This window comes from Roseateles sp. L2-2, assembly GCF_050613215.1.
Lineage (GTDB): Bacteria > Pseudomonadota > Gammaproteobacteria > Burkholderiales > Burkholderiaceae_C > Roseateles > Roseateles noduli.
Map to the genome: position 1 here is coordinate 102,426 of NZ_CP192509.1, position 15,788 is coordinate 118,213.

At 68.0% G+C, this 15,788-nt stretch carries 14 protein-coding genes; 9 read left to right on the plus strand and 5 right to left on the minus strand.

Translation table 11 applies throughout. From position 1 onward, the window contains the following. Window position 1 precedes the first annotated feature (1 nt). On the minus strand, window positions 2-1,024 hold the full coding sequence (locus tag ACQZ13_RS00530; RefSeq protein ID WP_431049351.1) for an ABC transporter substrate-binding protein: 1,023 nt from the start codon (window positions 1,022-1,024) through the stop codon (window positions 2-4). After that, window positions 1,021-1,956 (minus strand): TauD/TfdA dioxygenase family protein, encoded by a 936-nt coding sequence (locus ACQZ13_RS00535; protein ID WP_431049352.1) that lies wholly within the window; start codon window positions 1,954-1,956, stop codon window positions 1,021-1,023. Before ACQZ13_RS00535 ends, ACQZ13_RS00530 begins: the two co-directional genes overlap by 4 nt. Before the next feature lie 251 nt (window positions 1,957-2,207). On the opposite strand from ACQZ13_RS00535, the gene ACQZ13_RS00540 reads away from it, so the two are divergent. Further along, window positions 2,208-3,020, plus strand: coding sequence for a glycosyl transferase (locus ACQZ13_RS00540; RefSeq protein WP_431049353.1), 813 nt, complete (start codon window positions 2,208-2,210; stop codon window positions 3,018-3,020). Between the two features lie 148 nt (window positions 3,021-3,168). On the opposite strand, the gene ACQZ13_RS00545 is transcribed toward ACQZ13_RS00540, so the two are convergent. Together ACQZ13_RS00545 and ACQZ13_RS00550 are read right to left on the minus strand one after the other, a co-directional pair. Then, window positions 3,169-3,576, minus strand: coding sequence for a response regulator (locus tag ACQZ13_RS00545; protein WP_431049354.1), 408 nt, complete (start codon window positions 3,574-3,576; stop codon window positions 3,169-3,171). Continuing rightward, on the minus strand, window positions 3,576-4,079 hold the full coding sequence (locus ACQZ13_RS00550; protein ID WP_431049355.1) for a GAF domain-containing protein: 504 nt from the start codon (window positions 4,077-4,079) through the stop codon (window positions 3,576-3,578). Before ACQZ13_RS00550 ends, ACQZ13_RS00545 begins: the two co-directional genes overlap by 1 nt. 625 nt (window positions 4,080-4,704) lie before the next feature. Here ACQZ13_RS00550 and ACQZ13_RS00555 point away from each other — a divergent pair. Genes ACQZ13_RS00555 through ACQZ13_RS00575 form a run of 5 tightly spaced genes read left to right on the plus strand, consistent with a single transcriptional unit; the run spans window position 4,705 to window position 9,503 of the window. Next, window positions 4,705-5,697 (plus strand): sulfate ABC transporter substrate-binding protein, encoded by a 993-nt coding sequence (locus tag ACQZ13_RS00555; protein WP_431053426.1) that lies wholly within the window; start codon window positions 4,705-4,707, stop codon window positions 5,695-5,697. Window positions 5,698-5,739: 42 nt separating this feature from the next. After that, complete coding sequence (gene cysT / locus ACQZ13_RS00560) at window positions 5,740-6,621, plus strand: sulfate ABC transporter permease subunit CysT (protein WP_431049356.1); 882 nt, start codon at window positions 5,740-5,742, stop codon at window positions 6,619-6,621. A 1-nt stretch (window position 6,622) separates the two neighbouring features. Beyond that, on the plus strand, window positions 6,623-7,513 hold the full coding sequence (gene cysW / locus ACQZ13_RS00565; RefSeq protein WP_431049357.1) for a sulfate ABC transporter permease subunit CysW: 891 nt from the start codon (window positions 6,623-6,625) through the stop codon (window positions 7,511-7,513). Next, complete coding sequence (locus ACQZ13_RS00570; RefSeq protein WP_431049358.1) at window positions 7,510-8,583, plus strand: sulfate/molybdate ABC transporter ATP-binding protein; 1,074 nt, start codon at window positions 7,510-7,512, stop codon at window positions 8,581-8,583. The genes cysW and ACQZ13_RS00570 overlap by 4 nt, the downstream gene beginning before the upstream one ends. Continuing rightward, window positions 8,580-9,503, plus strand: a complete 924-nt coding sequence (locus tag ACQZ13_RS00575) for a CysB family HTH-type transcriptional regulator (RefSeq protein ID WP_431049359.1) — start codon at window positions 8,580-8,582, stop codon at window positions 9,501-9,503. The genes ACQZ13_RS00570 and ACQZ13_RS00575 overlap by 4 nt, the downstream gene beginning before the upstream one ends. Window positions 9,504-9,513: 10 nt before the next feature. On the opposite strand, the gene ACQZ13_RS00580 is transcribed toward ACQZ13_RS00575, so the two are convergent. Continuing rightward, window positions 9,514-10,467 (minus strand): hypothetical protein, encoded by a 954-nt coding sequence (locus ACQZ13_RS00580; RefSeq protein WP_431049360.1) that lies wholly within the window; start codon window positions 10,465-10,467, stop codon window positions 9,514-9,516. A gap of 106 nt (window positions 10,468-10,573) precedes the next feature. On the opposite strand from ACQZ13_RS00580, the gene ACQZ13_RS00585 reads away from it, so the two are divergent. From ACQZ13_RS00585 to ACQZ13_RS00595, 3 genes are all read left to right on the plus strand, one after another. Continuing rightward, on the plus strand, window positions 10,574-11,521 hold the full coding sequence (locus ACQZ13_RS00585) for a CysB family HTH-type transcriptional regulator (protein ID WP_088408061.1): 948 nt from the start codon (window positions 10,574-10,576) through the stop codon (window positions 11,519-11,521). Window positions 11,522-11,673: 152 nt separating this feature from the next. Beyond that, window positions 11,674-14,445: a TonB-dependent receptor plug domain-containing protein gene (locus tag ACQZ13_RS00590; RefSeq protein ID WP_431049361.1), complete on the plus strand. Its 2,772-nt coding sequence runs from the start codon at window positions 11,674-11,676 to the stop codon at window positions 14,443-14,445. 94 nt (window positions 14,446-14,539) lie between these two features. Next, entirely contained in the window at window positions 14,540-15,565 is a 1,026-nt protein-coding gene (locus tag ACQZ13_RS00595) for a sulfate ABC transporter substrate-binding protein (RefSeq protein ID WP_431049362.1), read from the plus strand. Window positions 15,566-15,788: the final 223 nt, after the last annotated feature.

Consider the following 15,788-nt stretch of genomic DNA (forward strand, 5'->3'; position numbering starts at 1 on the left):
CTCAGCTGCCGGCCGCGTTGTGCGGGTCGTCGAAGAAGTAATCCTTCGCCGACGCCGGCTTGTTCTTGATCGCCCCGATGCGATGCATGAAGGTCGCCAGCGCGAAGGTGTTCTGCGGCGTGATCTTGAACTGCACTTCCGGGTTCTTGATCACCTTGAGCAGCAGCTCCTTCGGCACCTTCGAGTTCTCGTTCTTGATGTAGATGTCGGCCGAGCGCTCCGGGTTCTTCGAGATGAAGTCCGCCGCCTCGGCCAGCGCGCCGATGAAGGCCTTGTAGGTCTTCGGGTTGTCGCGCCGGAACTTCTCCGTCGTGTACAGCACCGTCGCCGACGCCGGGCCGCCCAGCACCTCGTAGCTGTTCAGCACGATGTGGACGTTCGGGTTCCCCGCCAGGCCCTGCTCCTGGAACGGCGGGTTGCCGAAGTGCGCGTTGATCTCGGTGCCGCCCTTGATCAGCGCGGCCGTCGCTTCCGGATGCGGCAACGCGACCTGCAGCCGGTCCAGCTTGTTGAACTGCGCATCGCCCCAGCGCTTGGCCGAGGCCAGCTGCAGGATGCGCGACTGCACCGACACGCCCACCGCCGGCAGCGCGATGCGGTCCTTGTCGCCGAAGTCGTCGATGGTCTTGACGGCGGGGTTGCTGCTGGTCAGGTAGTACGGGAAGTTGCCCAGCGACGCGATGCCGCGCACGTTCTGCCTGCCCTGCGTCTTGTCCCACAGCGTCAGCAGCGGACCGACGCCCGCGCCGGCGATGTCGATGCTGCCGGACAGCAGCGCCTCGTTGATGGCCGGGCCGCCGGAGAGCTGCACGCGCTCGACCTGGATGTCGACGCCCGCGGCCTTGCCGTGTTTCTCGATCAGCTGCTGGTCCTGCGCGACGTTCAACAGCAGGTAGACGATGCCGAACTGCTCGGCGATGCGGATCTTGCCTTCCGCATGCGCGGAGAGCGACGACATCGTCAACCCGGCCGCCAGCGCGCCCGTGAGCAGGGATTTCAGGAGAGCGGGGCGGTGGAGTGTCATGCGGGGATGTCGCCTTCGATGGTGGTGCGGTAGAGATGTCGACGCAGGTGGTCGGGGCAGCCCGTCGCCAGATGCAGCAGCGAACGGTTGTCCCAGAACACGAGGTCATGAGGCAGCCACTGATGGCGATACACGATGCTCTTGCGGCTGCTGTGCTCGAAGAGCTGGTCGAGCAGGTCGCGGCTTTCGTCCTCAGACACGTCGAGGACGCGCGTCGTGAAGTGCTCGCTCACGAAGAGCGCGCGACGACCCGTCTCCGGATGCGTGCGCACGATCGGCTGCGAGGCCGGCTTCACTTCGGCGATCTGCTCGGGCGTGAGCTTCGGCCGCCACGGGTTGCGTGCGCGCAGCTCTTCGTACTTCGCGAGGTAGCTGTGCTCGGCGCGCTTGCCGGCGATCGCCGTCTTCAGCGCCAGCGGCAGCCCGTCATACGCGTGATGCTGGTTGGCGAACAGCGTGTCGCCGCCTTCGGCCGGCAGCTCCTGCGCGTGCAGCAGCGACCCCAGGCTGGGGCGCTCCTTGTACGACAGGTCCGAGTGCCAGTACTGCCCGGCATCGCCCAGCCCGACGGGTTGCCCCTGCGCATCGCGCACGTTGGACACCTGCAGGATCTCCGGATGGCCGGCCAGCTGGAAGTTGCGCAGCACGTGGATCTGCAGCGGTCCCCAGCGGCGGCTGAAGGCGATGTGCTGCGCCGGCGTGATGCGCTGGTCGCGGAACACCAGCACGTGGTGGTCCAGATGCGCGCGGTGAAGGCGGGCGAAGTCGGCGTCGTTCAGCGGCTGCGTCAGGTCCAGCCCCACGACTTCGGCGCCTAGCGGCTCATCGAAGGCGTTGATCTCGAAGTGCTGTGACGGCGCATCGGCGAAGGCCGCGGCGGCGGACGCGGGCGCCGGAACAGCAGCGGGAAGGGGCGGGGCGAGGGCTGTCATGGTCGCCGACTCTAGGCATCCGTCTTCCTCGCCGGAACGAAGCTGACGGCATGTCCAAGCGCGGAAACCGAATATCGGATGCCCGGGACGCGCGTGGTCCGGGGACCACCCCAATGGGCGAGGACGAGGCAATCCCTAGATGCCAGGCGTCACCACGCGCAATAACCCGTTTGCAATTCGTTTACAACTGCATGCGTATAGTGATGTTCTTCCCCGAACAAGAGGGATAACAACCAGAGGTGGGGAACCCCATGAAACAAGTCATCTGCGTCAAGTGGGGAACCGCCTACGGCCCTGAGTACGTCAACCGCCTGTACGGCATGCTGCGCCGGCACATCACCGGCGAGTTCCGCCTGGTCTGCCTGACCGACAACGCGGAAGGCCTGCGCCCCGAGGTCGACGCCTACGACCTGCCCGAGCTGGGCTGCGAATGGCCCAAGAAGTCGCTGGGCAAGTGGCGCAAGCTGGTGATGTGGAGCGCCGACATGGGCGAGAAGACCGGCCTGAAGGGCCCGGTGCTGTTCGTCGACCTGGACTCGGTGATCGTCGACAACATCGACGGCTACTTCAGCCACGGCCACCCGGACGACGTGATCCTGGCCCGCAACTGGGCCAAGCCGATGCAGCGCCTGGGTCAGACCTCGGTGTTCCGCTTCCCGGTCGGCAAGTACCCGCACATCATCGAGAACTTCCGCGCCAACCCGCAGGCGGTCGCGGACAAGCACGGCTTCGAGCAGCACTGGGTGACGGCATCGGTGCCGGGCGGCATCAAGTTCTGGCCGCACCTGTGGACGCGGCACTTCCGCCTGCACTGCCTGCCGCCGTTCCCGCTGCGCTACTTCAAGCCGGCCCGCCTGCCCGCGGGCGCGCGCATCGTGACCTTCCCGGGCGGACCGAATCCGGCCGACGTGCTGCTGGGTCGCTGGAACACGCAGGACCCGCCGCACGAGAAGCCGTGGGATCACTTCCGCGCCGCGTTTGCCGGCGGCGTCAAGCACCGCTGGCGCCACCTGCGCAGCTTCGTGCTGCCGCCGCCGTGGGTGGCCCAGCATTGGGTGGAGTGAGCCGCTGACTGCCGAGTCTGCTGGCCCTCACCCCCGCCCTCTCCCGCAAGCGGGAGAGGGAGTGAGAATGCACCGAGCTGACCGTCTTGCTCCCTCTCCCGCTTGCGGGAGAGGGCAGGGGTGAGGGCCAGCGGCGGCGGAAGTACTGCTAATGCGGCGCGCCGGGAGGCGCAGCCGGCTTCGCCAGGTCCTGGATCACTTCCAGCGCCGTCTTCACCTTGAACGGCTTGAGCATGATCCGCCGCACATCGAGCTCCTTGTAGAGCTGCGCGGTGGACAGGTCGCAGGCTTCCGCGGTCAGCGCGACCGGCGTGCCCGCCGCGCAGCGCAGCGCGCCGGCGCGCACGCTCTGCAGCAGCGCCAGCGCATCCAGTCCCTGACCGATGTCCAGCAGCAGACCGTCCATCGGCTGGCTTTCGAGCAGCTTGTGGGCGGCTTCCAGGCTGCTCGCTTCATGGACCTCCGCGATGTTCAGCTGACGCGCCACCATCGCGACGGTGCGCCGGAACAGCGAATGCGGATCGACCAGCAGCAGGTGTCGTTGCGTGCCCGGCATCACTGACCCTCCTCGACGGTCTGGCCCTGCAGCTCCGAGACCGCGAGATCCCGCAGGCTCATCAGGATGGCCAGGTCGGTCGGGTCCAGCGTGCGTCGTCGCCGGTCGATCAGGCACAAGGTGCCGATGCGCACCCCCGGGCGGATCTCCAGCGGCGCGCCCGCATAGAAGCGGATCTTCGGATCGCCCAGCACCATGGGGTTGTCCGCGAAGCGCGGATCCAGCGTCGCGTCCTCCACCACCATCACTTCGGAGACGTGGATCGCGTGGCCGCAGAAGCTGCTCTTGCGGTCGGTCTCGCAGACCGCCAGGCCGAAGCGCGCCTTGAACCACTGGCGGTTGTCGTCCACCAGGCTGATCAACGCGATCGGCACGCCGAATTCCTCGGCGGCGAACTCGACGATGCGATCGAAGCGTTCCTCGGGCGGCGTGTCCAGGATCAGCAACTCGCGCAGCGCCTGGATCCGGTCGGCTTCGTTGTCGGGAATCGGGGCATTCATCATGGAGGCGGTTCCTCGCTCTTCCGATGTTGTTCTCTCCCTGCGCGGCCACACTGCCGCCGCGCCTTCGAGGCACCAGACTATCCGAGTTGTCCACAGGACGCCACCCGGGTCGCCCTTGAGGGGGAACGACCGCAGTTCCCCAGGGGAACGACACGGCGGCCGATAGCGTCAGGCCTTGCCTCCTCCGGCATATGACGGTCCCGCAGCAGCTTGCGCCCAATGCGCATTGGCGAGACTCGCCGCGCGCGCCCAGACTCCGTTCCACGGGGCGCGCCCATGTCGCCCCCGCCGGCGGCGGCAGTACGGCCGCCGGGAAGGCATGGTGAGAGCCCAGGTCGCGACCGGGGGCCGCCCTCGGGGTCTTGGGGGAGGCGCTTCCGGCGGTGTCCGATCGCGGTCCTGGCGCTTTTCATCCGTCCCGGCCTTCTGCGCTGCTTGCATATGCGTTATGCGAGATAAGCAAATGCCCAAACAATCGTTCCTGGAATAAGGACTGTTTGGCAAGCTTCGCAGCCCGACCTTCAACGTCGCCGGCCCACGCCTGCTTGCCCTGTCCGCCATGACCCAGAACCACGCCCACCAGAACGCCCGCTCCCTGTTCTCCGCTTCGCGCCGCCAGGCGCTGATGCTGGCCGCGGCGGTGCCGCTGCTGGGTTCGTCGATGCTGGCGACCGCGGCCGACCAGCCGACCACGCTGCTCAACGTCTCCTACGACGTGGCGCGCGAGCTCTACAAGCAGATCAATCCGGCCTTCGTCGCCTCGTACAAGGCCAAGACCGGCCAGACGATCACGGTGAACCAGTCGCACGGCGGCTCGTCCAAGCAGATCGGTTCGGTGATCGGCGGCCTGGAAGCCGACGTGGTCACGATGAACCAGGCCACCGACGTCGACACGCTGGCCGAGAAGGGCCTGACCGGCGCCGACTGGCGCAGCAAGTTCCCGAACGCCGCCGCGCCCTACAGCTCGACGATGCTGTTCCTGGTCCGCAAGGGCAACCCGAAGGGCATCAAGGACTGGGCCGACCTGGCGCGTCCCGGCATCTCGGTGATCATCCCCAACCCCAAGGTGACCGGCAACGGCCGCTACGGCTACCTGGCCGCGTGGGGCAGCGTCATCGCCAAGGGCGGCACGGACGCGCAGGCCAGGGACTTCGTCTCCAAGGTGCTGGCCAACGTGCCGGTGCTGGACGGCGGCGGTCGCGGCGCGACCACCACCTTCACGCAACGCGGCATCGGCGACGTGCTGCTGACCTTCGAGTCGGAAGCCGAGCTGATCGAGAACGAGTTCGGCAAGGGCAACTTCGAAGTCGTCGCGCCCAGCATCTCGATCGAAGCCGACGCGCCGGTCGCGGTGGTCGACAAGGTCGCCGCCAAGCGCGGATCCGCCGCGCTGGCCAAGGCCTACCTCGATTTCCTGTGGACGCCGGAAGGCCAGGAAATCATCGCGCAGAACAACTTCCGTCCGCGCGACGCCGCCATCTTCAAGAAGCACGAGAAGCGCTATGCGCCGATCAAGCTGTTCACCGTCGACCAGACGCTGGGCGGCTGGGCCAAGGTCGGCAAGACGCACTTCGCCGACGGCGGCACCTACGACCAGATCATGGCCGCGCGCCGCTGATCGTCCGCTCCCGTTCCTGATCCCCGAGCTCCCGACCCGACGATGAACACCGCCGTGCTCCCCGCGACGCAGGCCGCCCCCGCGCCCGCCCGCAAGCGACGCCGCGTGCTGCCCGGCTTCGCACCGACGCTGGGCTTCACGCTCTTCTATCTCTCGCTGCTGGTGCTGATCCCGCTGTGCGCGGTCTTCCTGAAGTCCGCCGGCCACGGCGCCGAGGCCTTCTGGGCCGCGGCGACCTCGCCGCGCGTGCTGGCCTCGTACCGGCTGAGCTTCGGCGCGGCGCTGCTGGGCGCGTTCATCAACGTGATCTTCGGCTTCATTCTGGCCTGGTCGCTGGTGCGCTACGACTTCTTCGGCAAGAAGCTGGTGGACGCGCTGATCGACCTGCCCTTCGCGCTGCCCACCGCCGTGGCCGGCATCGCGCTGACCGCCCTCTACGCGCCCAACGGCTGGATGGGCCAGTGGCTGGAGCCGCTGGGCATCAAGGTCGCCTTCACGCCGCTGGGCGTGCTGATCGCGCTGATCTTCATCGGTCTGCCCTTCGTGGTGCGCACGGTGCAGCCGGTGCTCGAGGACCTGGATACGGAGCTCGAGGAAGCCGCCGCCTCGCTGGGCGCGCACCGCTGGCAGGCCTTCCGCCTGGTGGTGCTGCCGATGCTCACGCCGGCGCTGCTGACCGGCTTCGCGCTGGCCTTCGCGCGCGCGGTCGGCGAGTACGGCTCGGTCATCTTCATCGCCGGCAACATGCCGATGGTCAGCGAGATCACCCCGCTGATGATCATCACCAAGCTCGAGCAGTACGACTACGTCGGCGCCACCGCGATCGCGGTCGTGATGCTGGTGTTCTCGTTCCTGCTGCTGCTGGGCATCAACGGACTGCAGGCCTGGAGCCTGCGTCGCAACGGTCTGGACGGGAAGCGCTGACATGGCCGGATCCGCTGCATCGCTCGGCCGGGCCCGTTCGGCCGGCCACTACCAGGGCAACCCCGCCACGGCAGAGAAGCGCTGGGTGCGCTACACGCTGCTGACGCTGGGCCTGGCCTTCTTCGCCCTGTTCCTGCTGCTGCCGCTGGCGGCCGTCTTCACCGAGGCGCTGCGCAAGGGCTGGGACACCTACCTCGCCTCGCTGATCGAGCCGGACGCGGTCTCCGCGATCAAGCTGACGCTGCTGGCCGCGGTGATCTCGGTGCCGCTGAACATCGTCTTCGGCGTCAGCGCCGCCTGGGCCATCACCAAGCACGACTTCCGCGGCAAGCAGCTGCTGATCACGCTGATCGACCTGCCGTTCTCGGTGTCGCCGGTGGTCGCGGGCCTGATCTACGTGCTGATCTTCGGCGCGCAGGGCTGGTTCGGCCCGTGGCTGCAGGAGCACGACATCAAGATCATCTTCGCCGTGCCCGGCATCGTGCTGGCCACCGTGTTCGTGACCTTCCCCTTCGTCGCGCGGGAGCTGATCCCGCTGATGCAGGCGCAAGGCCGTGACGAGGAAGAGGCGGCGACGGTGCTCGGCGCCAGCGGCTTCCGCACCTTCTGGCATGTGACGCTGCCCAACATCAAGTGGGGCCTGCTCTACGGCGTGATCCTGTGCAACGCGCGCGCCTTCGGCGAGTTCGGCGCGGTGTCGGTAGTCTCGGGCCACATCCGCGGCCAGACCAACACGCTGCCGCTGCAGGTCGAGATCCTCTACAACGAATATCAGTTCGCCGCGGCCTTCGCGGTCGCATCGCTGCTCGCGCTGCTGGCGCTGGTCACGCTCGGACTCAAGCAGTTCGTCGAGTGGCAAGCCACGCGCAGTGTCGTGAAGGAAGAAGCATGAGCATCCAGGTCCGCAACATCCACAAGTCCTTCGGCAGCTTCACCGCGCTGGGCGACGTCAACCTGGACTTCCCCACCGGCGAACTGACCGCGCTGCTGGGCCCGTCGGGCTGCGGCAAGACCACGCTGCTGCGCATCATCGCGGGGCTGGAGACCGCCGATCGCGGCCAGGTGCTGCTGGACGGCGCCGACGCGTCCGACACCCATGTGCGCGAGCGCGAAGTCGGTTTCGTGTTCCAGCATTACGCGCTGTTCCGCCACATGACGGTGTTCGACAACGTCGCCTTCGGTCTGCGGGTGAAGCCGCGCAAGCAGCGTCCGCCGGAAGCGGAGATCAAGCGCAAGGTGCATGAGCTGCTGCAGCTGGTGCAGCTGGACTGGCTGGCCGACCGCTATCCGCCGCAGCTGTCCGGCGGTCAGCGCCAGCGCATCGCGCTGGCCCGCGCGCTGGCCGTCGAGCCGCGCGTGCTGCTGCTGGACGAGCCCTTCGGCGCGCTGGACGCGAAGGTGCGCAAGGAACTGCGCCGCTGGCTGCGCCGCCTGCACGACGAGCTGCACATCACCAGCATCTTCGTCACCCATGACCAGGAAGAAGCGCTGGAAGTGGCGGACCGCGTCGTGCTGATGGACCATGGTCGCGTGGAGCAGGTCGGCTCGCCGATCGAGGTCTACCAGCGCCCCGCGACGCCCTTCGTCTACGGCTTCCTCGGCGCGGTCAACCGCTTCGAAGGCCGCGTGGACAGCGGCATCGTGCGCGTCGGTGACCAGACGCTGGCGCAGGGCGCCGCCGCGTCCATCGAAGGTGCGCAGCAAGGTCTGGTGCAGGCCTATGCGCGTCCGCACGAGCTGGTGATCATCCCGTCGCAGGATGCGCCGGGCCTGCCCGCCACCGTCGAGCGGGTGCTGGCCTTCGGCGCCGCCGCGCGTGTCGAGCTGCGCGGCGCGCAGGGCGAGCACCTGGAAGCCGAGCTCAGCCGCGAGCAGGCCGAGGCGCTGCAGTTGTCCGCCGGCCAGCACGTGCGCCTGCAAGCGTCGCGTCTGAGCCTGTTCGGGATCGATCAGGCGGCATGAACCTCCAGCAGTTGCGCATCGTCCGCGAGGCGGTGCAGCAGAACTTCAACCTGACCGAGGTGGCGGCGGCGCTGTTCACCTCGCAGTCGGGGGTGAGCAAGCACATCAAGGACCTGGAGGACGAACTCGGCGTCGAGCTCTTCCAGCGTCGCGGCAAGCGCCTGCTCGGGCTGACCGAGCCCGGCAAGGAGCTGGCGGTCGTCGTCGACCGCATGCTGCAGGACGTGCGCAACATCAAGCGCCTGGCGCAGCAGTTCAGCAGCGCCGACCAGGGCCAGCTGACGATCGCGACGACGCACACGCAAGCGCGCTATGCGCTGCCGCAGGTCGTGGCGCGCTTCAAGGCCGCGTATCCGCGCGTGCACCTGGTGCTGCATCAGGGCAGTCCGTCGGAGATCGTCTCGCTGCTGCAATCGGGGGAGGCCGACATCGGCATCGCGACCGAGGCGCTCGGCAAGGACGACGCGTTCGTCACCTTCCCGTTCTACGAATGGCGCCACGCGGTCGTGGTCCCGGAAGGGCATGCGCTGACGCGCCAGCCGCTCACGCTGGAGGCGCTCGCCGAACAGCCGCTGATCACGTATCACGAGGGCTATACCGGCCGCGCACGCATCGACGCGAGCTTCGCCGCGGCGGGCCTGGCGCCGGATCTGGTGATGTCGGCGCTGGACGCGGACGTCATCAAGACCTACGTGCAGATCGGGCTGGGCGTCGGCGTGATCGCGGCGATGGCCTTCGAACCCGCGCGCGACGCCGGCCTCCAGCTGATCGAGGCGACACATCTCTTCCCGCCGAACACCACGCGCATCGCGCTCAAGCGCGGCCACTACCTGCGCGGCTTCGCCTATCGCTTCCTGCAGGAATGCGTGGCCGAGCTGACCGAGGAAGCGGTGCGCGAGGCGATGGACCCGGACGCCTGAGCGTCCCCGCTCACTTGGGCGCGCCGGTCGCCGGCTTCGCGTAGAAGTAGAACGCGTCGATCCGCGAGCCGTAGCGGGCCTGGGCCTCCGGGCTCAGGTGGGAGATGAATTCATCGCGCATGAACTGCCGCGCCTGCGGTGTGGAGAGGACACGCTCCACCTGCTCGATGGTCCGCTTGCCCCAGGCGTTGCGCGGGCAGGCGATGCCCGAGATCACCGGACTGCTGAAGCCTTCGATCGGCACGCTGACGAGATCGGCGGTCGACACCTTGCCGTTGCCGCTCGCACCGCCCGCATTGCCGGCGACGACGGCCGCGCGCAACTCCTGCTGGTTGGCGAGCACGAAGTCGAATTCGATCGTGTAGTCGGCGCGGCCGACGGCGATCATCGACAGCATGTTGCCGCCGAAATCGGAGGTCGTGTATTCGTCGATCACGCCGGCCGGACGCTTGGCCAGCAGGGCGTCGAGCGCCCGTCCATAGCTGCGTCCCGCGACGATCGCGCCGCGCAGCTGCTTGTCGGCCCAGATCTTCTCCAGGTCGGCATCACCGTCCGGCAGGCGCGGCACCTTCGGCAGCGCGCTGCGCCGCACCATCAGCTGATGCGGCGGAATCAGGTGGGTATCGAAGAAGTAGGCGACGGCCTCGCGCTCCGGCGTGCGCAGCACACCGAGGTGGCACGCCTGTTCGCCGTCCTCGACCATGCGCCAGCTGCGCTTGACGTTGGCGATCAGCACCTCGTGCTTCGCCGGCGTTCCCCAATTTGCAGTCAGATAGTCCGACAGCGGCTGCGCCAGACCGCGCCGCACGGGCACCGACGCCGCGCCGGGCGAGGGCGGCGCCACGGTGTCGACCTCGGGCATCAGCCAGGTGATCCTGTCGACCGCCCAGGCCGTGACGGGCGCGGACAGGGCGCCCAGGGCGAAGCACGCGAGGAACGAGGGCAGCAGGGAACGGCGATTCATCTTCTATGCACATGCATCCGGCGCGGGATTGCTTATCGATATTTGTTGGAGGACACCGGGGTCGCGGATTCGAATAATCAAACCGCATAAGCAAGCGGCTTTCCTGATGAACTTCCAACAACTCCGATCCGTCCGCGAGGCCCAGCGTCGCAACTTCAACCTGACCGAGGTCGCGCAGGCGCTGCATACGTCGCAGCCCGGCGTGAGCCGTCAGATCCGGGAGCTGGAGGACGAGCTCGGCATCGACATCTTCATCCGTGCCGGCAAACGGCTGACCGGGCTCACCGAGCCGGGTCGCAACGTGATGCCCATTGTCGAGCGCCTGCTGCGCGAGGCCGAGAACCTGCGTCGCGCCGGAGAGGACTTCGCCCGCGCCGACAGCGGTCATCTGCGCATCGCCGCGACGCACAGCCAGGCGCGTTATGCGCTGCCGCCGGCGGTGCGCGACTTTCGCGAATCGCATCCCGAGGTCAGCCTGCAGTTCACGCAGGGCTCGCCGCAGCAGGTCGCGCGTCTGCTGATCGACGGCGAGGCGGACATCGGCATCGCCACCGAAGCGCTCGCGCTGCATCCGCAGCTGCTGACGCTGCCCTGCTACCGCTGGACCCACACGGTGCTGGTGCCGCCCGGACATCCGCTGGAGGCCGAAGCCAACGCCGGCACGCCGCTGACGCTGGAGCGCCTGGCCGAGTTCCCGGTCATCACGTACGAGACCGGCTACACGGGCCGCTCCCACATCGACGATGCCTTCGCCGCGGCGGGGCTGGACCTCAACGTCGTGCTGGTCGCGATGGACGCGGACGTGATCAAGACCTACGTCGAACTGGGTCTGGGCGTCGGCATCGTCGCCGCGATCGCCTACGACGAGGAACGCGACCGGCATCTGCGCTCGATCGATGCGAGACATCTGTTCGCGGACAACCTGACGCGGTTGGCGGTGCGTCGCGACGCCTACCTGCGCGACTACGTCTACGCCTTCATCGAGACCTTCGCGCCGCCGCTGTCGCGCGAGCTGGTGGAGCAGGCGCGCGTCGCGCCGAACGGCTCGGATTGAGCGGCCCTCATCCCCTCGAGGGGTGCCGAAAGAAAATCCTCATGTGCATAGACCGGGTGCACAGCTAAGCAACGCAGAAAGCATTGGTTCATCGCGGCGAGGGCGCTTCCTAGAGTGACGGGCTCACCTGTTCACTCCCACAAGGAAGTCTCTTGAAGCAATTCGTCGAGCACGTGGCCCGCCACACCGGACCGGCCGCCACACTGGTCGCGGCGCTGGCCGCCGCCTTCCCCGTCACCGCCGCCTTTGCACAACAGGCCCCGCCGTCCGTCACGCCCGCGGCCTCCGCCGCGGCGCCGCAGGACGCGACGGCGGCCAAGGACGCACCGCTGCCGTCGGTGGTCGTCACCGGCTCGCGCATCTCGCGCGTCAACAGCGAAGGGCCGAGTCCGATCACGGTCATCAAGTCGGAAGACCTGGACCGCCTCGGCTACAAGAACGTCTCCGACGCGCTGAGCAGCCTGACCGAGAACACCGGCTTCACGCAGGGCGAGGACTTCGGCAACACCTTCACGCCGGCCGCCAACGCGATCAGCCTGCGCGGCCTCGGCCCCAACCACACGCTGGTGCTGGTCAACGGCCGGCGCGTCGCCGACTACCCGACCGCCTATGAGGGCTCGGTCAACTTCGTCAACATCGCCAACATCCCGTCCGCGCTGATCGACCGCATCGAGGTGCTCAGCGGCGGCGCGTCGTCGGTCTACGGCTCCGACGCGATCGCGGGCGTCGTCAACATCGTGCTGAAGAAGCATGTCGACGGCGTCACCGTGAACCTGCGCGCCGGCGGCACGGAACGCGGCGGCGGCGAGAACGCCCGCGCGCAGATCACCGGCGGTCTCGACGCGGGTCGGCTTCAAGGCGTGTGGGGCGTCGAGCTCAGCGGGCGCCAGCCGATCTGGAGCCGCCAGCGCGACTTCATGGCGGACACGACCTTGAAGGGCGCAGCGCCGTCGGTCGTCATCGGCCGTCGCAACGCCAACGGCGGCGCCTACCTGACGCCGACCGACGGCTGCGCGGGCGCGGGCTCGCTGTTCGAGGGCTCGGTCTCTCCCTACACGGCGAAGAACGGCACCTATTGCGGCAGCGGCCGCGCCTCGACGACCTACTGGACGACCCAGACCGGCAATCGCAGCGCGCAGGCGGCGGGCTCGCTGACGCTTGCGCTCGACCACGGCCTCGAGCTGTTCGCGGAGGGCCAGTTCGGCTGGGCAAGGACCGAGAACAACACCCGCGGTCCGACCTGGACCTCGGACATCGCCAACAAGGGCTACTTCCGCAACGCAACGACTGGCCAGTTGGAGATCTGGACGCGGCGCTTCGCGCCCGAGGAACTCGGCGGCGTGGACAACTTCAACCGCAAGTGGCAGGACGCGACGCACAACGTGGCCGTCGGCGCGCGCGGCGAGCTCACCGGCACCTGGACCTTCGAGGTCGCCGCCAACAGCTCCTACTACCTGAACCGCACGACGACGCCGCGGCTGACCGCCGGCATCGAGCAACTGCTGCTCGGACAGCAACTCGGCACCGAGGCCGACGGCACGCCGATCTATTCGGCCGATCCGGCGCGCCTGTTCCGACCGCTGACGCCGCAGGAAGTGGAGAGCGTCACCGACCGCAGCTGGACGCGCAACGCCAGCTGGAACCAGCAGTTGAGCGCGTCCGCCAGCGGCGAGTGGTTCCAGCTGCCCGGCGGACCGGTGCGCGCGGCCGTCGTGGCCGAAGCCGGCACGCAAGGCTTCCGCAACGAGGCCGATCCGCGGCTGGGGCAGGGCGTGTTCTACAACACGAGCGCCTCGGCGACCGTGCGCGGCACGCGCGAGCGGCTGGCGCTCGGCGGCGAGCTCAACGCGCCGATCACGAAGCAGCTGACCGCGACGCTCGCCGCGCGGCATGACCGCTACGAATTCGCCGGCCGCAGCGACGGCAGCACGACCTACAACGCGGGCCTCGAGTTCCGACCGTTGTCGTCCCTGCTGCTGCGCGCGCAGCACGCCACCAGCTTCCGCGCGCCGGACATGAATTACATCTTCGCGCAGCAGACGAAGGGCTATTACTCGTCGTCGACGGACTACTACCGCTGCAAGCAGACCGGCCAGCCGCTGTCGACCTGCGACTTCGCGGACGTCTCGCCGGGCTTCAACTTTGTGCGGACCGGGTCGTCGGACCTGAAGTCGGAGCGCGGCCGCTCCTGGGGCGTGGGTGCGGTGTGGCAGCCGGCCTCGTCCTTCGATGTGTCGCTGGACCTGTGGAAGATCGCCATCCGCGACCTGGTCACCGACCTCAGCGCCGACGGCGTGCTGCGCGACGAATCGGACTGCCGCACCGGCGTCAAGGACATCCAGTCGCCGACCTGCGTCGACGCGATCGCGCGCGTGCGCCGCAATCCGGCCGATGCGCTGGTCCGTCCGGGCGAGGTCGCGGAAGTCCGCGTCAACCCGATCAACGCCGCGAACGAATCGACCTGGGGCGTCGACGTCGGCACGCGCTACTCGTGGAGGACGGCGGCCTGGGGCAAGTGGACCGTCGACGCCAAGTACACGCGGGTAAAGAGCTTCAAGTACCAGCAGTTCGCCGGCGATGACAACCGCAACGTGGTCGGCACGTCCGACTTCAGCGACTGGCCGAGCCGGCTCAATGCCAGCGTGGTCTGGCAGACCGGCGACTGGACGCACGCGCTCTCGGCGCAGCGCAACGGCCGCATCCATCGGGAGGACCAGGAAGGCACGCTGGGCCCGTACTGGAACTTCAACGCCAGCACCGCCTGGCAGATCGGCAAGCGCACCAGCGTCAGCCTGATCGTCAACAACCTGTTCGACAAGATCCGCCGCGATCCGAGCGCCACCTGGCCGTATTACCCGGTCGGCTACTACTCGCCGCACGGGCGTCAGGGCTGGATCGAGCTGGAGCACCGCTTCGGTGTCTGATCTGCAAAGCAAAGCAGATCTTCTTCGTTCCCTTTGAATGTGGGCTTGCCTACATTGAGCGCTCCCCTCCACCCCCCGTGATGAGAAGAATCCCGTGAACTCACTTCGTCGCACTGTCTCGCTGCTCGCCACCGCCGCCCTGCTGAGCGGTGCCGCGCTGATGCCCGCGGCCCATGCCCAGGGCTCGGTCACGCTGCTCAACGTGTCCTACGACCCGACCCGCGAGCTCTACCAGGACTACAACGCGGCCTTCGCGAAGTACTGGAAGGCCAAGACCGGCGAGACCGTCACGGTGAAGAACTCGCACGGCGGCTCGGGCAAGCAGGCGCGCTCGGTGATCGACGGCCTGGACGCGGACGTCGTCACGCTGGCGCTGGCCTACGACATCGACGCGCTGCACGACCACGGCAAGCTGCTGCCGGCCGACTGGCAGAAGCGTCTGCCCAGCAACGCCTCGCCCTACACCTCGACCATCGTGTTCCTGGTGCGCAAGGGCAACCCCAAGCACATCAACGACTGGCCGGATCTGGCCCGCAGCGGCATCGACGTCATCACGCCGAATCCCAAGACCTCGGGCGGCGCGCGCTGGAACTACCTGGCCGCGTGGGCCTATTCGCTGAAGCAGCCGGGCGGCAACGCCGATTCCGCCAAGGCCTTCGTCAAGCGCATCTACGCCAACACCAAGGTGCTGGACTCCGGCGCGCGCGGCTCCACGACGACCTTCGTCGAACGCGGCATCGGCGACGTGCTCATCGCCTGGGAGAACGAGGCCTACCTGGCGGTGAAGGAACTCGGTCCGGACAAGTTCCAGATCGTCACCCCGAGCCTGTCCATCCTGGCCGAGCCGCCGGTGTCCGTGGTCGACAAGACGGTCGACAAGAAGGGCACGCGCAAGGTGGCGCAGGCCTACCTCGAGTACCTGTACTCGCCGGAAGGTCAGGAGATCGCGGCCAAGAACTACTACCGTCCGCGTGACGCCAAGATCGCCGCGAAGTACGCCAAGACCTTCGCGCCGGTGAAGCTGGTGACCATCGACGAGGTCTTCGGCGGCTGGCGCAATGCCCAGAAGACCCACTTCGACGACGGCGGCGTCTTCGACCAGATCAGCGCGGTGCGCTGAGTCCCGACGGGACCGCGCTTCACGCATTCAACGTTTGTCTCCTCGGTCGGTCTCGGGCGTCGTACCCACGGCGTCACAGGCAATCAGACCGTTCGCTCTGTGCGAGCAGCCCCGCCGGCCACCAGTCGGCGGGGCCTTTTTTCGTGAGGTCGCAACGCACCGGGCAGTGACCAACTACCGCTTCAGGAGCGGACCCGTGGCGGGCGGGCGACGATCGCCCCGC

Coding starts and splice junctions, on each gene's coding strand:
- ACQZ13_RS00530 (WP_431049351.1), bottom strand. CDS start 1,024: ATGACACTCCACCGCCCCGCTCTCCTGAAATCCCTGCTCACGGGCGCG.
- ACQZ13_RS00535 (WP_431049352.1), bottom strand. CDS start 1,956: ATGACAGCCCTCGCCCCGCCCCTTCCCGCTGCTGTTCCGGCGCCCGCG.
- ACQZ13_RS00540 (WP_431049353.1), top strand. CDS start 2,208: ATGAAACAAGTCATCTGCGTCAAGTGGGGAACCGCCTACGGCCCTGAG.
- ACQZ13_RS00545 (WP_431049354.1), bottom strand. CDS start 3,576: ATGCCGGGCACGCAACGACACCTGCTGCTGGTCGATCCGCATTCGCTG.
- ACQZ13_RS00550 (WP_431049355.1), bottom strand. CDS start 4,079: ATGATGAATGCCCCGATTCCCGACAACGAAGCCGACCGGATCCAGGCG.
- ACQZ13_RS00555 (WP_431053426.1), top strand. CDS start 4,705: ATGCTGGCCGCGGCGGTGCCGCTGCTGGGTTCGTCGATGCTGGCGACC.
- cysT (WP_431049356.1), top strand. CDS start 5,740: ATGAACACCGCCGTGCTCCCCGCGACGCAGGCCGCCCCCGCGCCCGCC.
- cysW (WP_431049357.1), top strand. CDS start 6,623: ATGGCCGGATCCGCTGCATCGCTCGGCCGGGCCCGTTCGGCCGGCCAC.
- ACQZ13_RS00570 (WP_431049358.1), top strand. CDS start 7,510: ATGAGCATCCAGGTCCGCAACATCCACAAGTCCTTCGGCAGCTTCACC.
- ACQZ13_RS00575 (WP_431049359.1), top strand. CDS start 8,580: ATGAACCTCCAGCAGTTGCGCATCGTCCGCGAGGCGGTGCAGCAGAAC.
- ACQZ13_RS00580 (WP_431049360.1), bottom strand. CDS start 10,467: ATGAATCGCCGTTCCCTGCTGCCCTCGTTCCTCGCGTGCTTCGCCCTG.
- ACQZ13_RS00585 (WP_088408061.1), top strand. CDS start 10,574: ATGAACTTCCAACAACTCCGATCCGTCCGCGAGGCCCAGCGTCGCAAC.